Source organism: Puia sp. P3 (genome assembly GCF_050632245.1).
GTDB lineage: Bacteria > Bacteroidota > Bacteroidia > Chitinophagales > Chitinophagaceae > Puia.
Window position 1 is genome coordinate 5,569,349 of sequence record NZ_CP192583.1, and the last position, 16,971, is coordinate 5,586,319.

Genomic DNA, 16,971 nt, shown 5'->3' on the forward strand with positions numbered 1-16,971 from the left:
GTTTTATAATTCAACCATCGCTTTTATCACCCCGTTCGCAGGATCCAGCCAGCCTGCAAACTCATCCTTCACCCTGTCAAACCCGACCCTGTGCGTAATATAGGTAGTCGGATCGATCAGCCCCTTCTTCATCGAATCGATCACCCTTTCAAAATCTTCCCTTGTCGCATTCCGGCTGCTCATCAGTGTCGCCTCCCGCTTGTGAAACTCCGGATGACTGAACGCGATCTCTCCCTTTTGCAGCCCCACCAGCACATACCGTCCGCCATGCGCCATATATTGGAACGCATCCATGATCGCCTTCCGGCTGCCCGTAGCATCGATCACCACCGTAGGCATATCCCCCCGCGTGATCCGTTTCAGTTGTTCCAGCGGCTCCGAAGAAGCATTCACAGTATGCAGAACATCCAGCCGCTCACGACAGAATGCCAGCCTCGCCTCATTGATATCCATCGCAATCACCTCTCCTCCCGCGATCCGCGCAGACTCCATCGTCCCCAGTCCAATAGGCCCGGCGCCCACCACCAGCACAAACTCACCCGGCTGTATCGCCGCGCGGCGAACCGCATGCGCGCCGATCGCCAGCGGCTCGACAAGCGCCAACTGGTCGTGACTCAATCCGTTGCCATGCACAAGAAATTCCGACGGCACCGACAGATATCCCACCATCCCGCCGTCGATATGCACCCCGCAAACCTTTATAGTTACGCAGCAATTAGGCTTTCCATTCCTGCAGGCGATACAGTGCCCGCAGTTGAAGTAAGGGATGATCGTCACCGCTTCTCCGATCACAAATCCGGACGCCTTGTCCATATCGACCAGATCACCCGCCAGTTCATGCCCCAATATCCTCGGGTACTCGAAATAAGGCTGTGTCCCCTCGAATGCATGCAGGTCGGTCCCGCAGATCCCAATCCTCCTGATCTTCAGGATCGAATGCCCGGGCTTCGCGATCGGCGCCTCCGCCTCCTGATACTCCAACTCCCCAGGCTTTATACAAACTAGTGTCTTCATTCTCAAGTCTTCAATTATTTCATCAACAAATAGGCCGAACAGCGGCGGCGCAGTTCACACGAGCGCCGGCTCCACAAAACCCACACACCTCTACGCATTCGCCAGCGCCCTGTCCAGATGCACATACCCCCATCCACATGGATCAGCTGACCCGTCGTATGACTCGATACCTCCGACAACAAAAACACCGTCATATTCGCGATCTCCTCAGCCGTCGTCATCCTGCTTCCCAGCGGTATCTTGCCCTCTATCTCCCTCAACTTACCCGCCGGATCAGGCAGCGTCCTGATCCACTTCTCACTACAACGGCGTCCAGCACTCGGCCACAACGATCGCATTCACACGGATCCCGTACTTCAGCAACTCCACTGCCCATTCTCTCGTCAGCGCATTCCGCCCGCCATTGGCCGCGGCATGGGCAGAAGTCCCGCCCTGACCCGTCTCAGCCGTCTTGCTACTGATATTCACGATAGCCCCCTTCGACGCCTTCAGCGCCGGCAGCGCATGATGCGCCAGCAGATAATAGTGCACCAGACTCTTATGGAGAGAAGCCATGAACGCTTCATAGTTGCCATTCTCCAGACCCACCCCGTCATTCACTCCGGCATTGTTCACCAGTCCGTCGATACGCCCGCACCGGTCCATCACAGCCTGCACCGCAGCAGCGCATTCCTCCGGCCGTGTCAGCTCGGCCACCACCTGCATCGCCTTTCCACCCGTTGCCGCGACCGCAGCCAGATTGTCGGCTTCATTGCGTCCAATGATAAAAGGAATAGCGCCTTCCGCAGCCAGCACCTTTACAATACCCTCGCCGATACCCTTCGCGCCGCCCGAAACGATGATCACCTTGTCCTTTAATCCTAAATTCATAAATTATAAAATTTTATAGCGTTGCCCCCAAAAAAGGCAGCCTGCTCCGTCTCTGAAAAAGAAGAAAAATAGTCTTTTACGATCTGCAACACCTGCTGGTAGCTCGCCGCCACCAGACATACCGGCCAGTCAGACCCATACATGATCCTGTCCACGCCGAAAGCGTCCACCACCGTCTCGATATATACCCTGAAATGCTCCGGCTTCCAGTGCTTCCAATCCGCCTCGGTTACCATCCCGGAGATCTTGCACCAGGCATTGGGATGCGCTCCCACCGCATATATGGCGTCTTTCCACTCGTTGGTTATATAGCGGTCCCTGATATGCGGCTTCGCAATATGATCCACCACAAAAGGCTGCTCGGGAAACGCCGCGACAAAGTCCCTCGTGTACCACAGCTGATCCGGATAGATCAGGATATCATAGGTATACCCGTACTCCTTCAGCAATGCGATCCCCCGTTTGAAATCCGGACTCAGCATCATCGCCCTGTCCTTTTCCCCCTGCAGCACATGCCGGAAACCCTTCATCTTCGGGTAGCGTTTATAGTACGCCAGCTTCTCCTCCACATTCGGACTCCGGAGATCGACCCAGCCCACAACCCCTTTTACCCAGTTGTGAACCTCCGCATTAGCCAGCTGGAAATCGTTCTCGTCCTCCGACGAATCGGACTGGACGACAACACACCCGTCGATGCCCGCCGCCTGTAATACCGGCAGCAGGTCACCAGGCATAAAATCCCGCTGGATCACGGCCATATCCGACCCAATCCAGCTATCCCTTATGGGATCGAATTTCCAGAAATGCTGATGCGAATCGATTTTAAGCATACGCCTGTACTTTTTGCCGGGCCTGTCCCAGCTTGTCAATCCCCAATTCAACTACATCCCCCGGCTGCAGATAAACATTAGGGTTCATACCCAGACCCACTCCCGCAGGAGTTCCGGTAGAGATAACGTCCCCGGGCAGCAGCGTCATGAACTGGCTGGTATACGAAATGAGAAAAGGAATATTGAAAATAAAATTGGACGTCGTTCCGTCCTGCATCTTCTTACCGTTGACGGTCAGCCACAGCCGCAGATTGTGCACGTCTCCCACCTCGTCGGGCGTCGCCATCCAGGGGCCCATCGGAGCGAACGTATCACAGCCCTTGCCCTTGTCCCGGTGCCGCTGCGCTCGATCTGGAATTCCCGCTCGCTGACGTCGTTATGCAGACAATAACCCGCCACATAAGACATAGCCTCGGCCTCCGTCACATAGCTGGCCCGGCGACCGATCACCACCGCAAGCTCCACCTCCCAGTCCGTCTTTTTGGAGTTCTTCGGGATCACGATATTGTCATTCGGTCCGATCAGGGCTGTTGTAGACTTCATAAAGATCACCGGCTCCGGCGGCGGCGTAGCACCCGTCTCCCTTGCATGGTCGACATAGTTAAGTCCGATACACACGATCTTCGAAGGACGCGCTATCGGCGACCCCAGCCGGACACCCCCGGGAAGGGCCGGCAACGCCCCCAGATTCTTCATCACCCATATCTTCAGCCTGTTGAGCCCGTCCGTTTCGAAGAACCGCTCGTTATAGTCCTCTCCAAACGCCGACGTGTCATAAGAAATATTGTCCAGAATGATCCCTGTCTTTTCATTATTGAGCTCTCCGTGTCTGATTAGCTTCATGATAGATTAATTATTCAATTTTAAAAATCCCCGTCGATCGGGTAGTCACATCCGGTAATAAAGGAAGCCTCGTCGCTCGACAGATACAGGATCAGTCCCGCAATCTCCTCCGGCTTCGCCATCCGCCCTATTGGCTGCGTCTTCGACAATTTCTCGAACATCTCCTGTTCCTTTCCCGGATAGTTTTTCTTCAGAAAACCGTCTACAAAAGGCGTGTGTACCCGCGCCGGCGACACGCAATTACACCTGATCTTATCCTTTAGATGATCCTTAGCCACCGACAAGGTCATGGAATAGACCGCACCCTTCGTCATCGAATAGGCAAAACGGTCCGGTATGCCAACCGTAGCCGCGATCGAACACATATTGACGATCACCCCTCCGCCGGCCTTCCTCAGCAAGGGTATCCCGCCCCGGAGACAATTGTATACGCCCTTCACATTTACGCGGTACAAACGATCAAAATCTTCCTCAGACGTCGACTCCGCCGTCCCGATATGCGATACCCCCGCGCTGTTCACGAGTATATCCAGCCGAACCAGCCCCGCAAACATAGCCTCCACATTCTGCTGATTCGACACATCCAGAACCTTCGCCTCGGCCGTTCCACCCGCCGCTGCAATCTCCCTCACTACCTCGTTGGCCTGTTCCAAATTAATATCCGTAACATAGACCGTAGCACCCTGCCGCGCCAGCAACAAAGCCACCGCTTTCCCTATCCCACTGCCCGCGCCGGTCACTACCGCATGCTTATTCAACAAACTGAACATACCATTTATTTTTTTCGAGGCCCCTACAGGGCCTCCTGTAATGAAAAAATCCGATCCATCAACCGCCACTTCTCCCCCGGCTTACCACCGGGAATGGCTACCTGATACTTCCACATCAGCTCTTCCCAGCGCTGCACCGCCGGATTAGCCGCATCCATCGCCGCCTTTCGGTCAAAGCTAAAATCCGGCCCTACTTCCATGATCATGAACAACCGGTTTTCCAGCCGGTAGATCTCCATATTCACAATGCCGCTGTCCAAAATGCTCTTCCTGACCTCTGGCCAGATATCGGTATGCCAGTTCTCGTATTCCGCGATCAGCGCAGCATCCCCCGGCATATCCAGCCCTAAACAATATCTCATGACGCAATTGGTTTAATTTTATGCCCCTTCACCCCAAAGAACAGGATGTACACGAAGCAGACCAGGGGAACGGCATACGCCACCTGTATGCTGCCCGTCGCATCCGATATCGCACCCATCGCCAGTGGCGCCGCAGCCCCGCCGATGATCGCCATCACAAGAAATGACGCCGCCATCTTCGTCTCTTCTCCAAGGTCTTTGATACCCAGGGCAAAAATGGTCGGGAACATTATGCTCATAAAGAAAGGCGTAACCATAATGGCATACACCGCCACATGCCCCTTCGCCAGTACACCTATCGTCACAAGGATCACATTGATCGCCGCGTACAGTGTCAGCAGCCGGGCAGGCTTCACATATCCCATGATAAAGGTACCCAGGAACCGCCCGACCATAAAACCCGCCATGGCTATGAACCATTTCTGACCCGCTTCCCGCTCCGGAATATCTGCCACAAAACGCGAATACTTGACAAAGAAACTTCCCAGCCCCACCTGCGATCCCACATAAAAGAACTCGCCGAATACCGCCCACTTCAAATGGGAGAAACGAAACACTTTCCACGAGAACTGCGTGCCATGCACATCCCCATCCGGCTCTTTTATCTCAGGTAATTTTGTGAAAATGAAGCAGATGGTAACCAGGACTCACCACAGACGCAATCACCAGATAAGGCGGCTTTACCGTATTCGCCTCCGACTGCAGATAGGCCGCCAGCCTGACCATTCGCCTTCATCGTAGCCAGCTCCTGCGGAGTGTGCTCGATGCCCGACAAAATGAACTGCGCCCCCACCAGCGGAGCCACCATCGCCCCGAGACCGTTGAAGGACTGCGCCAGATTAAGACGCTGCTCCGACTTCGAGGGCTCTCCAAGATTGGCGATATACGGATTGGCTACCGTCTCCGGGAACGCCGCCCCGCTGCCACTGACGAACAGGGCGAAAATAAAGAACGGAAAACTCCGCTCCGACGCCGCAGGGATGAATAACAGCGCCCCCAGCGCATAGAGGATCAGCCCAAAAATAATGCCCCTCTTGTATCCATACTTATGCATGAACAGACCCGCCGGTATCGCAATCACGCAATACGCCAGGTAGATCGGAAAGTCTACGAGCGATGACTGGGTGTCATTCAGCTCACAGGCCTTCTTCAGGTGAGGGATCAATATCGGGTTGAGATTGTGCAGAAATGCCCATAAAAAAATAACGAAGTGACCAGGGCGAAGGGAAGTAAATACTTGTTTTTTGACATCGGACTCGTATGGTTAAGAAATCGCAGACTTTTATGTGCGGTATCAGGCTGTTACATCCACCTGATACCCTAAGTCCAAAGAAAACGCATTTCGGCGGAGAACGGACACACTATGTTATCAGACTATTAAGTTATTTTAACATAATTACTGCTAAAATACTGATTTTAAGGAATAAACAATACATCCCAGGCCTTCCCCTAATCATCCCGGGCCTTTTCCCCTGACCATCTCAGGCCCATTTCCCCCGTATCCCCCCCGCACTCATCCTCATTTTTTCATTTTCACCATACGATCCGCAAAATCCAGATACTGCTGCCAGTCATATAATAGAATATTATGCTTCCCGCTGCGGATATGATACCGGACCACATCCCCCACCGGATGCTCCACCCCCGGCATATCCCCGCTGCCAACCCCCTCTTTCCATAAAGACCATAGACTACTCCCGCACCCTGCGCTCCCAAAAACTCCCCCTTCGGATCGGAATTCAGATCTTCCGCCGCACTCGCCACATACAAAGGCCTCGGCGCCATCAACCCCAGCAGCATTGGCTGATCCACCGGCATAGCCGCAACATTGCTCCCATAACTTTTATAGACAGGGCTGAACCACCACGGGAATTTGGCGTTGATGATCGCTACCGTCTCCCCAAAATCCCGCTTCGACAACGCCGCCCCGCCTTCCCCCGATTCATTCGATACCACAAGCGCCCAGCGTGCATCCGACGCCGCCGCCCACAACGCCGTCTTACCCAGCCGCGAATGACCAAACACCATCAGCCGCCGTCCATCCACTCCTTTTTCCGTCTGCAGAAAGTCGGCAATCCTGTTCAACCCCAGGCCCAGGCTCCGATAGCACCCCACTCGGACGGCTCGATATGCAATGCCCCCGCCAGCCTCGTCCGGATCCCCGTCTGCCAGCCGTCATTCCTGTCCGGCTCTATATCCCAGTACCACGCGCTCGCCAAACCATACCCCCTCGACAAGATCTCCTTCAGAGGCCACTTGCGGCGACTCTTTCACTGTCTCATTAGCCCCAAAACTATACCCGACAAACACCGGCGCCTTCTTCGCCTTCACCGGCAGATACAATATCACCCTCAGCGCCGCAGCTTCACCCAAAAAATGTATCGTCACCTGCTTACGCACGCCAACTCCCTCAACTCCCAAAGAGTCCACCGCCTCCGTAGTATAAGTCACAGGCACGACAGCCGATGGCATACGCCCATATACGTTATGTTCAAAAAGTGCGTACAGATAAGGCCGTTGCACCGACTCCCATTCTTTCACAGAGCCCACAAGATGCCCGTCCGCGGCCTGCAGCACATTCGGCTCCCGATAAGCCGGCACCCGCGCCTCATCCAGATTTTCCGCGGCGCCCGACGCTATCTGATAGACCTCGGTCCCCGCCAGCAAAAAACACCCCAACCCATAGTCTTCAAAATCCGGGATCTTATCATAGGTCACCGGCTGCCCATCCTTCGGCTCCTTCCCAGTCCCCTGTACCCAACCCAAAAAGCCATTGGGATGCAGCGACTCCTTTACCATGGCATTCCATGACGCTACCACTACCGGCAGATAAGCTTTCTTGTCCAGATATCCCATCTTTATCCCCCACGCGATCCCATAAGTGAACAGCGCCGTACCCGACAACTCCTTCCCGCCAAAATGCGTCGAATCGTGCAGGCTCGCATTCCAGTATCCGTCCGCCCGCTGAAGGGGAACAATGGCGTGCACCATATCCAGATAGTCCTGCAGATACTCGGCCCTGTGCGGCTCGTTCAGCGGCAGCAGCGCCAACACCCGCACCAACGCCGCCAGTACCCAGCCATTCCCCCGGCTCCAGTAACAATTCTGCCCGTTCGGCTCCTTATACGGCGGCACAAAATCCTTGTCCCTCCACCACAAATGCTCCTGCTGATTATACAACCCGTTCCCGCCATGATTGAATTTCGTAAAATGATACAGGTCATACATCTTCCGGAAATACGACGTATCGTGATACATCACGCCCAGCCTCGTAAACACCGGCATCGCCATCTGGATCGCGTCTATCCAGTGCCAGTCATCGCACTTGTCCGTCTTTACCATATTGTCCATGGTAGCCCTGATAGCCGCCACCCGCTCGGGCCGCGGATCGATATTGAACAGATCGATATAGGTCTGACCACAGCACTGGTCATCCGCATTCCGCACGCTGGTCCCGTTGCGCGGCGTCCACTCATGCTTCACGCCCCAATCCACCGCATAGTCATAGTACGCGGCATTCCGGTCGATCGAATACAGCGCCATCAACCCCTCATAGTATACCGCCCGCGTCCAGATATGGCTCGGGCGCGCAATATTGGTCACGATCTGAATACCGGGATCGGGCCACTTCTTCATAAAATAGTCGTTTGCCCGCCGCATCGCCTGCAAGACATCCGGCTGCGGAGGCAGCTTCTGCGCAAACACCATCGGTCCGGCCAATACCAGGCTGACCCACAATAAATGCTTTCTATAGTTCATAAAAGTTATTTCAAGGCGCTGGATACAAGCCCTCCCACCGGACCTTCCACTTCCCGTTCTTCGGTATACCCGGCTCCGCGCCGCTGCCATCATAACCCGCACACATCAGCGCTATAGCCGAAAGCAGTCCGCCGTTGCCCGGCAAATAACAACGCAGCCGCTCGTCCTGGTAATTATGCCCATCCCTAAGATAAGTATTCTTCTGCACCGGCATCAGCAGCGCATCGATAGCTTTCTCCGGCATACCAAGCCGCGTAGCCGACATCGCCGTCAGCGGAAAATCCCACCCCCATGTCTCCTTCCAGATCCAGTTCGACCATATCCAGTCAAAGGTCCGCCGCATCATCGCCGTATCCAGCCCCTCCGTCGCCGGCAGGAAGCCATAGCCCGCCAGCACAGCCGGGTGGTCACCCCGGTACCTCGGGTTGGTATAAGCATCCCCCGCGCTCTCCGTCGGGAAATATAGCTCCTCCGCTCCAACCCTTCCATGCGGCAGCGCCGACAACCCTCGAATCACCCTCTCCCAATTACTGTCCGGCGCCATCCCCAACCGCTTCCTCCACTCCTGCGCCACACCCAACGCCCACCTCCAGTATGCCAGCTCAAAACACGGATTGAATGTACTGTCCTCCTTGAACCGCTCCTGCGCCGGTATCACACCCGGGCCAAGAACATACCTCCCCGCAGCACTGTCACGCCACGCATACGAAGCCATAAAATCTGCCGACGCAAACACCAGGTCCTTATATTTCTCCAGCACCGCCTTATCCCCCGCTCTGTAACACAACTCCGACATATAAATAAAATGAGGCTGCTGCCAGATCAGGAACGCCCCTACCGAGGATGGACTCTCCCTTCCCTCCGGGTCCGTCATCTTCTGCCAGCGCACCCCCGCATACCCCTGCCGCTCCGCTATCTCCCTGGCGCCGCCAGCCACTTTCTTATACCAGTCCAGCGAACGCTCCAGCAACTCCGGATGCCCCCACAGCGCATAGTGCGCCGCATGCCACCAGTGCATCTCCAGATGCGGCTTCCCATACCAGCTGTTATACGTAAGCCCCGTCTCCTGCGGCGGGTTATCCCCCGCTTCCTGCACCCGCATCAGATACCGCGACAACACCACCCTCCGCTCCAATTCAAAAGCTCTGGGGTCGGTGCTCCCGGAAAAATCAACCGCCGCACCCTTCATCCAGTAATCTTCCCACTCCTTCGCCGACGCCGCCGCCACCCCTTTAAAATCACCGCCAAATGCGTCCGCATAATGAGAGAACACAGCCGTAAACTCCCACTCCCTCCGGCCGACGGCGTTACAAGAAAATAATGCTTCCCTTTCTGCACTATACTCGCCTCTTTCAGCCACTGCATATCCACAAAATAGATCGTAGTATCCAGCTGATGACGGATGATTGCTCCCCATTTAAAGTTTGCCGACAAATGACTCTCATGCGCCCCGGGCTCCACCCAGTTGTCCCCGTCATCCGAAAACTCACCCGTCGGATAAGGAAACCGCACCCGCACTTTCAGCCTTCCCTGCAACAACAAGGACGACCTCACCTTCACTGACACCCCATCCACATAAGGATGCCCCACCGTCTGCACTTCCACAGAATCCCCCTCCAGAATAAAATGACTCGTCACCTCCCCGTCCAGCAATTCAATTCCTGATATATATCTTTTAGATCGGACATCACAGCCTGTGAACCATCCTTCTTTGTCAGTTCGAACCCGATATTGCCCAGTTGCAACCGGTGCAGATTCTGCCTGAACCAGTCCGCTGCCTTCTTATTCCGCTCAGGCTTCGACCACTGCACCGCATACGGCACCTTCCTCCCATGTATCGTATAATCCTTCAACGTTTCCGAAAATTTATAACCCGCGCTGTCGCCCCAACCGTGCCAGCCCCGCTCGGATTCCGTACCCAACGGAACGCCCTTGTCATACGCTTCAGGGAACGACTGCAAACCCGTCGCATCCACCGTCATCGCAAACCGCCCGTTCCCCACCGTGATCGCCCCCATCGGGTCAAATCCTGTATTGACCACATTATGCCTAATCACCAGCGCTTTCCGGTCAATGGAGAGCAAGCCCCCCTCTTTTTTACCCACCCCCGAAAAAGACATATCCTTCCCCGGCTTCAGTTCATCCGGTCCCCTCTTCGTATAACTCGAAAACACATACCTGCTAGGCTCCTCGAACAACCGCTTCACCACACCAAACCCAACCTCCCCCTTCGGTCTAAACTTATCCGACCCCATATATCGCTGTATACTATAATACAGCTGCCTCGCCGCCGGCCTGTCCTCACCTACACCCGGCCCCAGATCCGCAGAACTGACCACCAGCCTCCCCTTCCCCACCCTCGCCTCAAACACCAACCCCAGCCTGCGATTCAAAAACCAGGTGTCTATCGGCTGCACCACCGGCCGAAACCCCGCCGGAAAATCTTCCAGATGCATCACCTGCGTGTTCTTCAATATATCCCACCACTGCAGATCACTCCAATACCGCGTCGGAAAATCCCCGAACATCCCGCTCGCCGTGTCGATCACCAACCCCAGCGTATGCGGCGGCCTCATCTTGAACCACGACGTATTCCAAAACACCGGTGTAAACTGCATCACCACTTCCTTCCCCTTCACCACCTTCCCCGCCGCATTCAAAAACACCTTCCCCCTTGCTCCAATACTTCCCTGGCTCTATCATCCAATTCAGTCGTATAATAAACAGCTTTCTTCTCACCTACCCCTTCCCCACGGTTCATACCATCTCCCCCACTTCCACGGTTCACACCATCTCCCCTGATCACTCCTCCCCCACTTCCACGGTTTACACCTTCCCCGGCCCCGCCGGATACACCCAACAATCCCAGTCATTGACAACCCCCTCCCCCTAACCCCCACCTCTAACCGCAGCCTAACGGGCCCCTTCACCTTCTCCAACGGAACCCTAACCTCCCCAACCCCAAAACAATTTCCAATGGGAATATCCTTCGCACCAAACTCCCCCGAATCAACAACCCGCTGCCCATCCCTCAACACCCAATAAACCACCGCCCCTCTCAACGGCTCCCGGCCAAAATGATACATCTCCACCTTCGCCGTCAACACCTCTTTATTCGTAAACACAAACTTCGGCATCCGAACCAACGGCACCGTCGGCCCGCAAAACCGCGAAAACTCCTTTGCACTAACATACCCCTTCTCTCCCCACAATGCATTCAACACCCCCACCAAAGCCGTCCCCTGCCCCGAATAGTCGTTCAGACACAACAGCTGAAAACCCGCCCCACCAGGCGTCCTGAGCGACTTCTCGATCTCCATCTTATAACACAACGCCTGCAGCTTCCCCGAAGCAAACAGGAACCGCCGCGCCTCATCCCCCATTCCCTGCTCCTGCAACACCTCGCGGAACAACTCGAAATTCTTCTCTTTATAAACACCGGTATACTTCGGGATCTCCGTGAAGTCGGGATACGCACACCACTGCCCCATCTCATGCGTGACATAAGGCACCGCAAACCCTCCCACCACCGCTCCATAGTCATCCATCGACCCCGGCAGCACACTCCAGCTCAGCCCGCGGGGACCCGACTTCACCATATACTCATTGTCCGGCACCAACGGCCAGCTCATCCCAACCGAAGCACCCGTATACACCCTGCGGCTATCTTTTTCCTTCCAATATTTAACGAACCCGCTCAGCCACTCCGCCTGGTGCCCGCCCCTCGGTTCATTCCCATAGGCCAGCATGCACCACGAAGGATGATTACCATAAGCCGAAGACATCCGCTCCGTCTCAGTATAAATGAACTGATCTATCGGCTTCCCATCTCCAAGCGACGACCCATGATTCGCCCAGCTCGGACCCTCCGGCTGCAGATAGAACCCAACCCTGTCCGCCGCCTCAAAAGCAGCCTCCGGCGGACAATACGAATGAAACCGCATATGATTCAAACCCCAGGACCTCGCAATTCGAAACACCTGCTCCCAGCTTCGCCTCATCCATCGGCGCGTACCCAGTCAGCGGAAAGACGCAGTTCTCCACCGTCCCCCGCAGATAAACCGGGCGACCATTCACCTCGAACCTCGTCCCCTTCACCCTAAATTCCCGCATCCCAAACTCCACAAGCCGCTCGTCCCCTCCCAACACCCTAACTTTCAATCTGTACAACGCCGGATCAAACTCATCCCACAACACCATCTTATCTCCCATCGGCAACTCCACCATTACCGAGTCAGAACTATCCTTCAAATTATACGGCACCCGCACAACATCCGTGCTCACACTCACCCCCGTATTAAAACTCTTCGCCGACAACTCCACCATCCCCGATCCCACTGACCCCAGAGACGATCGGATCAGAATCCTCACCCTCGCCCGCCTCCCCGCAACATCCGGAAACACCTGCACATCCTCTACCCGAACTGGCGCCAGCGCCTCCAGCAATAGCTTACCCACCACTCCATTCCAGTTGCCCTGCGTCTGATCCGTCAGACTATGCGAATCCTGCCCAACATTGATATCCTTTATCCGGTTGTCGATGCGAAGCGTGATCCTGTGCCGCCCCGGGCTCAAAACCCCTAACCCAAACTCCTGGGCAGTACAGTAACCGAATTCAGTCCCAACCCGAATCCCGTCGACCCATACCGTAGTCTCGCTATGCGGTCGCTCCAGATATAACCGAACCCGCCGGCCCCTCCATCCGGAAGGCACCACGACCTCGCGCTGATACCAGGCCGCCCCCACATAATGCCTCGCAGGCGTCAGCCAGAACGGCAACTTAAGATTGTCTTTCTCCCGATACTTCGCCATCCGCGGATCAAAAACCACGAACTGTCATAGATACTCGCCGTCCACTTCGTGTCTACCGTCACCTCATCCCCCTTCCCATTCTCCGCCATCGATCCCGGCAGCCACACCGTCCCGGAAGTTCCCTCCTTTCCTGGCAGCCAAAAACGCCACTCCCCCGCCAGCGACAACGTGTCACCCGCAACGGCCCAACCGCCTACCAACACCAACAAAAAAGACAGGACTCCCCGAATCATCATCTATTTTAAGTATTTTTTCAACCCCAACCCATCCGCACCCCGGATCCCCTCCACCACCTTCCCCGCATTCAGCCTCGCCCCCGCCTCATTCGTATGCGTATGATCCCCCGGGAAGTACTCCTTTACTTTATCCGGCCCCAGCCTGTCATATTCATCCGCGATCAGACCATTCAGCTCGACAAAATAAGCCCCGGTCGAACTCGCCGTCTCCTTAGCCCATTTCCCATAGTCATCCGAAGCCCTCAATACCTTCCCGTCCGTAAATATATCCCGCGGGATCGGCGAACAGATGATCGCCACCGCTCCCTTCTCCCTGAGATCCGCCACATACTTCCGCATATACCACCCATAACTATGCACCGTCTCGGACTTCTTCATGATCGGATTGTAAATATCCTTCGACTCCTCACTCGTCCCCTTTATCGTTCCCCTCGCCCTCGCCGTATCGTCCAGCGGCCCTCCGTCATTATGCCCAAACTGCATGATCACATAATCTCCCTTCTTCAACTGCCCCAGCACCTGATCCCAGTGCCCTTCCGTTATAAAGGTCCTGCTGCTCCTCCCTCCAAGCGCATAGTTACGCACCGCCAGCTTCGACGTATCAAAATAGCTATCTAAATAACTGCCCCAGCCCCAGAGTCCCCCATCCCCCTTTCCCTTGCCGTTCTTCACCGTCGAATCTCCAATGATATATAAGGTCGGTCGCTGGTCGGAAAATGTCCCCGCCACCAGCAGCATGCAAACCAAAAAGCTCCTGAAGATCATAAATTTCTTAATTAAAATTAACACCAGTTGAATTCTTCACTACCACCTTCGAACCATCCTTCGACGTGACAACCGCTCGCCTGACCTCCCAGTCCCTGGCATAGTTGATCTCGCCCGCCGTACCGGCGTTTATCGTCACATTGTCGATATGTACCCCGCTGATCATCGACTGATCAAGCCCGGTAGACGAAATTGCCCGTTTGGCGCTTCTCACCTTCATTCCCGAAATATAAATATCCCTGAAATGCGGAATCCCCTTCTCCATCGGCTCCACCTTGTGTAACATGGTCTTCCAGTGCTGCGGCACCGAATCCGGATTATACCCCGCCGGCAGTGTCGAATAGCTGTAGGCAGGATTCCAGTTCATAGTGAACAATATCGCATTCCCCACGCTATCCATGGTAAAATTGCGGATATGAATGTCCTCTACTGTTCCCCCGCGCGTAGTCGCCGACTTGATATGAAACCCATTCCCCGTACCCTTTGCCGTCAGGTCGGTAGCCAGCACATGCCGGATGCCGCCGGAAGTCTCACTGCCCAGGGTCAGCAACCCGCCTCCCTTTCTTGCCGTACAATTGCGAATGACCACATATTCCGTCGGACGATTGACCCGCAGCCCATCCCAATCCCTCCCGGCCTTCAGACAAAAATCGTCGTCATTACAGTCGATATCGCAGTTCTCCACCAACACCCAGCTGCTGCTATCGATATCAACCCCATCGGTGCTCGGCCCATGGCCGTCTTCATTATTCCGTACCGTTATCCCGTCTACCGTCACATACTTCGAATACAACACCTGTACCGTCCAAAAACCCGCATCTACAAACCGAACTCCCTTTACCGTAATATCCTCCGCATCCTGGACCAGCAGCGTCCTGACACGTTTGGCGTCATAATCCACTATCCACCGCAATCCTTTGGCATCATATTCTTTTCTCATCGCCCAGTACTTGTCCCAACAGAACTTCCCCTGCGCGTTTACTGTCCCCTCTCCCGTAACCGCCGCCTTCTTCACTCCGATAATATTCAGCAGCGCAGCCGGCCACTTCATCTCGATACCCGCGATACGGGTCTGTATTTCCGGATAGTCCTCAAAATGCTGGCTACCCCGCAGCTCGACGCCCTTGTCGACCCGCAGCTCCACACCCTCCTTCAAAAAGATAGAACCCGTCAAATAAACCCCGGGCTGAAACACGACAACCCCTCCGCCCTGCTTCGCACATTCGTCGATCGCCGCCTGTATAGCCCGCGTCGCCAGTGCGGAACCATCCTTCGCCGCGCCATATTTATTGACCGCTATCGCCCGCTTTCCCGAAGGCGCAACCCTCGCCCCTACTTCCTTCGTCCACGCCGGATCCGCCGGCTCGCTACCCTTTACCCCCTTTACAGGGACCAACCTCACCGGTCCCATCAGCCCAGCCTCCTCCAGTGGCAGCTTCGTCGCATCGAACAACCCATCCGCTCCCCGGTCCGCCCTCTCATGCGCCGGAAAATTCGTATTGTAGAATTTCTTCCAGACCACTCCTCTCTTATCCAGATCCTCGACCCGGTTGAGCATTCCGCCCGATACCCGAACCTCTAACTTATTCATGGTTCGCATATCCGACTCCGGTATAACCACCCTGAAATCCGGCCCGATCATCGCAGCGATCTTCTTTCCGTTGAAATAAACTTCCGCCACCTGCCTCACCTTCCCCAGATCCAGCTCCCAGGCAGCAAAATTTCCCGCCGGCCGGGCAAACGTGCCCGTATACAACACAGTCCCCGAAAAAGCAGACATCCCGAGCCCAACCCAGGACCGCAAATCCCTCACCTTCATCGGCGCGGGAATAACAGGCCCCCCACTCTCAAACTTCAAATTCCACTCTCCTCCCAATACCACAGCATCCCCCGCAGACCGGTAATACCGGTAAGCCGGCACACCCGGCACACCCTTCATCGTCTGAACAATGCAGCTCTCCCCCGGCAACAGCTCCACATACCTGCCCGCCTCCGCACCATACTGCCCGCTCATCGGATTGTATATTACCGCCGCCGCCCCGGAATCCCTCAACACCAACCGCCCGGCAAAAGCCCTCGACCCATGATTGACGATAAAATAAACCTTCCCCTCTCCATAACTCCTCCTCACAAAATCAAGACTGTCATCCACCATCTTCTCCCTCATATCATCCCCCAGCAACTTCCCCAGATCACTCCCCACCACAAACCGGCCACCCTTCGACAACAACAAACGGAACTCCTCCGTCCGGTTCGACAGATCCCCCAACCCCGGCGGCCCCACCGGCAGGCTCCCGTAAAAAAGAACAGGCACCCCCGCCCTCGCCAATTCATCCAGCTTCTTCATCGCATCCGCAGACATATATCTGCAGCCCGGCACCAAAACAACCTTATACCGCGCACCACCCCCCGTTATTACCTTACCCCCGGCCGCCGAAAGCGCACGCACCTGCTTGTCAGAAATATAATCAAACCCATACCCCTTCTTCACCATCCACTCCGCACACTCCTCAAATCCCGTCCCCTTGAACTCCGGCTCCATCCGGTCATAATGCTTTAGTAAGGCCCTCGACAGATCCCCCGATCCCCCATCAAAACCCTCCATCCAACTATCATAAAAAGGCGCATACAACAACACATCATTATCCGGCTCCCCCTGCTGCAAAAAGACTGAACCCTCGCCACATAGCCATTCAACACCCCCACCTCC

20 protein-coding genes are annotated in these 16,971 nt (G+C 55.3%); all 20 read right to left on the bottom strand.

Features of this window, described 5'->3' with window-relative positions; genetic code table 11:
- Positions 1–3 precede the first annotated feature (3 nt).
- A complete protein-coding gene (locus ACQ86N_RS35085; RefSeq protein WP_431211111.1) occupies positions 4–1,014 on the bottom strand; it encodes a zinc-binding alcohol dehydrogenase family protein in 1,011 nt (336 codons plus the stop codon).
- Between the two features lie 14 nt (positions 1,015–1,028).
- On the bottom strand, positions 1,029–1,352 hold the full coding sequence (locus ACQ86N_RS35090; protein ID WP_431211112.1) for an SDR family oxidoreductase: 324 nt from the start codon (positions 1,350–1,352) through the stop codon (positions 1,029–1,031).
- The gene (locus tag ACQ86N_RS35095) at positions 1,315–1,884 is read right to left on the bottom strand and encodes an SDR family NAD(P)-dependent oxidoreductase (RefSeq protein WP_431211113.1); all 570 of its coding nucleotides are present in this window, start codon (positions 1,882–1,884) and stop codon (positions 1,315–1,317) included. The genes ACQ86N_RS35090 and ACQ86N_RS35095 overlap by 38 nt, the downstream gene beginning before the upstream one ends.
- Positions 1,881–2,714, bottom strand: coding sequence for an amidohydrolase family protein (locus ACQ86N_RS35100; RefSeq protein WP_431211114.1), 834 nt, complete (start codon positions 2,712–2,714; stop codon positions 1,881–1,883). Before ACQ86N_RS35100 ends, ACQ86N_RS35095 begins: the two co-directional genes overlap by 4 nt.
- Entirely contained in the window at positions 2,707–3,012 is a 306-nt protein-coding gene (locus tag ACQ86N_RS35105; protein ID WP_431211115.1) for a fumarylacetoacetate hydrolase family protein, read from the bottom strand. Before ACQ86N_RS35105 ends, ACQ86N_RS35100 begins: the two co-directional genes overlap by 8 nt.
- Positions 2,949–3,557: a fumarylacetoacetate hydrolase family protein gene (locus ACQ86N_RS35110; RefSeq protein WP_431211116.1), complete on the bottom strand. Its 609-nt coding sequence runs from the start codon at positions 3,555–3,557 to the stop codon at positions 2,949–2,951. The genes ACQ86N_RS35105 and ACQ86N_RS35110 overlap by 64 nt, the downstream gene beginning before the upstream one ends.
- A 20-nt stretch (positions 3,558–3,577) precedes the next feature.
- Positions 3,578–4,327 carry an SDR family NAD(P)-dependent oxidoreductase gene (locus tag ACQ86N_RS35115; RefSeq protein WP_431211117.1) on the bottom strand — a complete coding sequence of 250 codons (750 nt, stop codon included), beginning with the start codon at positions 4,325–4,327 and terminating at the stop codon, positions 3,578–3,580.
- 23 nt (positions 4,328–4,350) lie between these two features.
- A complete protein-coding gene (locus tag ACQ86N_RS35120; protein WP_431211118.1) occupies positions 4,351–4,689 on the bottom strand; it encodes an L-rhamnose mutarotase in 339 nt (112 codons plus the stop codon).
- The gene (locus ACQ86N_RS35125; RefSeq protein ID WP_431211119.1) at positions 4,686–5,273 is read right to left on the bottom strand and encodes a hypothetical protein; all 588 of its coding nucleotides are present in this window, start codon (positions 5,271–5,273) and stop codon (positions 4,686–4,688) included. The genes ACQ86N_RS35120 and ACQ86N_RS35125 overlap by 4 nt, the downstream gene beginning before the upstream one ends.
- Positions 5,274–5,290: 17 nt before the next feature.
- Complete coding sequence (locus tag ACQ86N_RS35130; RefSeq protein WP_431211120.1) at positions 5,291–5,854, bottom strand: MFS transporter; 564 nt, start codon at positions 5,852–5,854, stop codon at positions 5,291–5,293.
- 368 nt (positions 5,855–6,222) lie between these two features.
- Complete coding sequence (locus ACQ86N_RS35135) at positions 6,223–6,804, bottom strand: hypothetical protein (RefSeq protein ID WP_431211121.1); 582 nt, start codon at positions 6,802–6,804, stop codon at positions 6,223–6,225.
- A gap of 60 nt (positions 6,805–6,864) precedes the next feature.
- Positions 6,865–8,448 (bottom strand): glycoside hydrolase family 88/105 protein, encoded by a 1,584-nt coding sequence (locus ACQ86N_RS35140; protein ID WP_431211122.1) that lies wholly within the window; start codon positions 8,446–8,448, stop codon positions 6,865–6,867.
- A 10-nt stretch (positions 8,449–8,458) separates the two neighbouring features.
- On the bottom strand, positions 8,459–9,676 hold the full coding sequence (locus ACQ86N_RS35145) for a hypothetical protein (protein ID WP_431211123.1): 1,218 nt from the start codon (positions 9,674–9,676) through the stop codon (positions 8,459–8,461).
- Positions 9,634–10,101 carry a hypothetical protein gene (locus ACQ86N_RS35150; protein WP_431211124.1) on the bottom strand — a complete coding sequence of 156 codons (468 nt, stop codon included), beginning with the start codon at positions 10,099–10,101 and terminating at the stop codon, positions 9,634–9,636. The genes ACQ86N_RS35145 and ACQ86N_RS35150 overlap by 43 nt, the downstream gene beginning before the upstream one ends.
- Positions 10,083–11,114 (bottom strand): hypothetical protein, encoded by a 1,032-nt coding sequence (locus ACQ86N_RS35155; protein WP_431211125.1) that lies wholly within the window; start codon positions 11,112–11,114, stop codon positions 10,083–10,085. Before ACQ86N_RS35155 ends, ACQ86N_RS35150 begins: the two co-directional genes overlap by 19 nt.
- Before the next feature lie 69 nt (positions 11,115–11,183).
- Positions 11,184–12,392: a hypothetical protein gene (locus tag ACQ86N_RS35160; RefSeq protein ID WP_431211126.1), complete on the bottom strand. Its 1,209-nt coding sequence runs from the start codon at positions 12,390–12,392 to the stop codon at positions 11,184–11,186.
- The gene (locus ACQ86N_RS35165; RefSeq protein ID WP_431211127.1) at positions 12,352–13,260 is read right to left on the bottom strand and encodes a sugar-binding domain-containing protein; all 909 of its coding nucleotides are present in this window, start codon (positions 13,258–13,260) and stop codon (positions 12,352–12,354) included. The genes ACQ86N_RS35160 and ACQ86N_RS35165 overlap by 41 nt, the downstream gene beginning before the upstream one ends.
- A complete protein-coding gene (locus tag ACQ86N_RS35170; RefSeq protein ID WP_431211128.1) occupies positions 13,212–13,496 on the bottom strand; it encodes a hypothetical protein in 285 nt (94 codons plus the stop codon). The genes ACQ86N_RS35165 and ACQ86N_RS35170 overlap by 49 nt, the downstream gene beginning before the upstream one ends.
- On the bottom strand, positions 13,497–14,261 hold the full coding sequence (locus tag ACQ86N_RS35175) for a rhamnogalacturonan acetylesterase (RefSeq protein ID WP_431211129.1): 765 nt from the start codon (positions 14,259–14,261) through the stop codon (positions 13,497–13,499). It lies immediately after the preceding gene.
- Between the two features lie 7 nt (positions 14,262–14,268).
- Positions 14,269–16,926 carry a glycosyl hydrolase family 28 protein gene (locus tag ACQ86N_RS35180; RefSeq protein ID WP_431211130.1) on the bottom strand — a complete coding sequence of 886 codons (2,658 nt, stop codon included), beginning with the start codon at positions 16,924–16,926 and terminating at the stop codon, positions 14,269–14,271.
- Between the last annotated feature and the right edge of the window lie 45 nt (positions 16,927–16,971).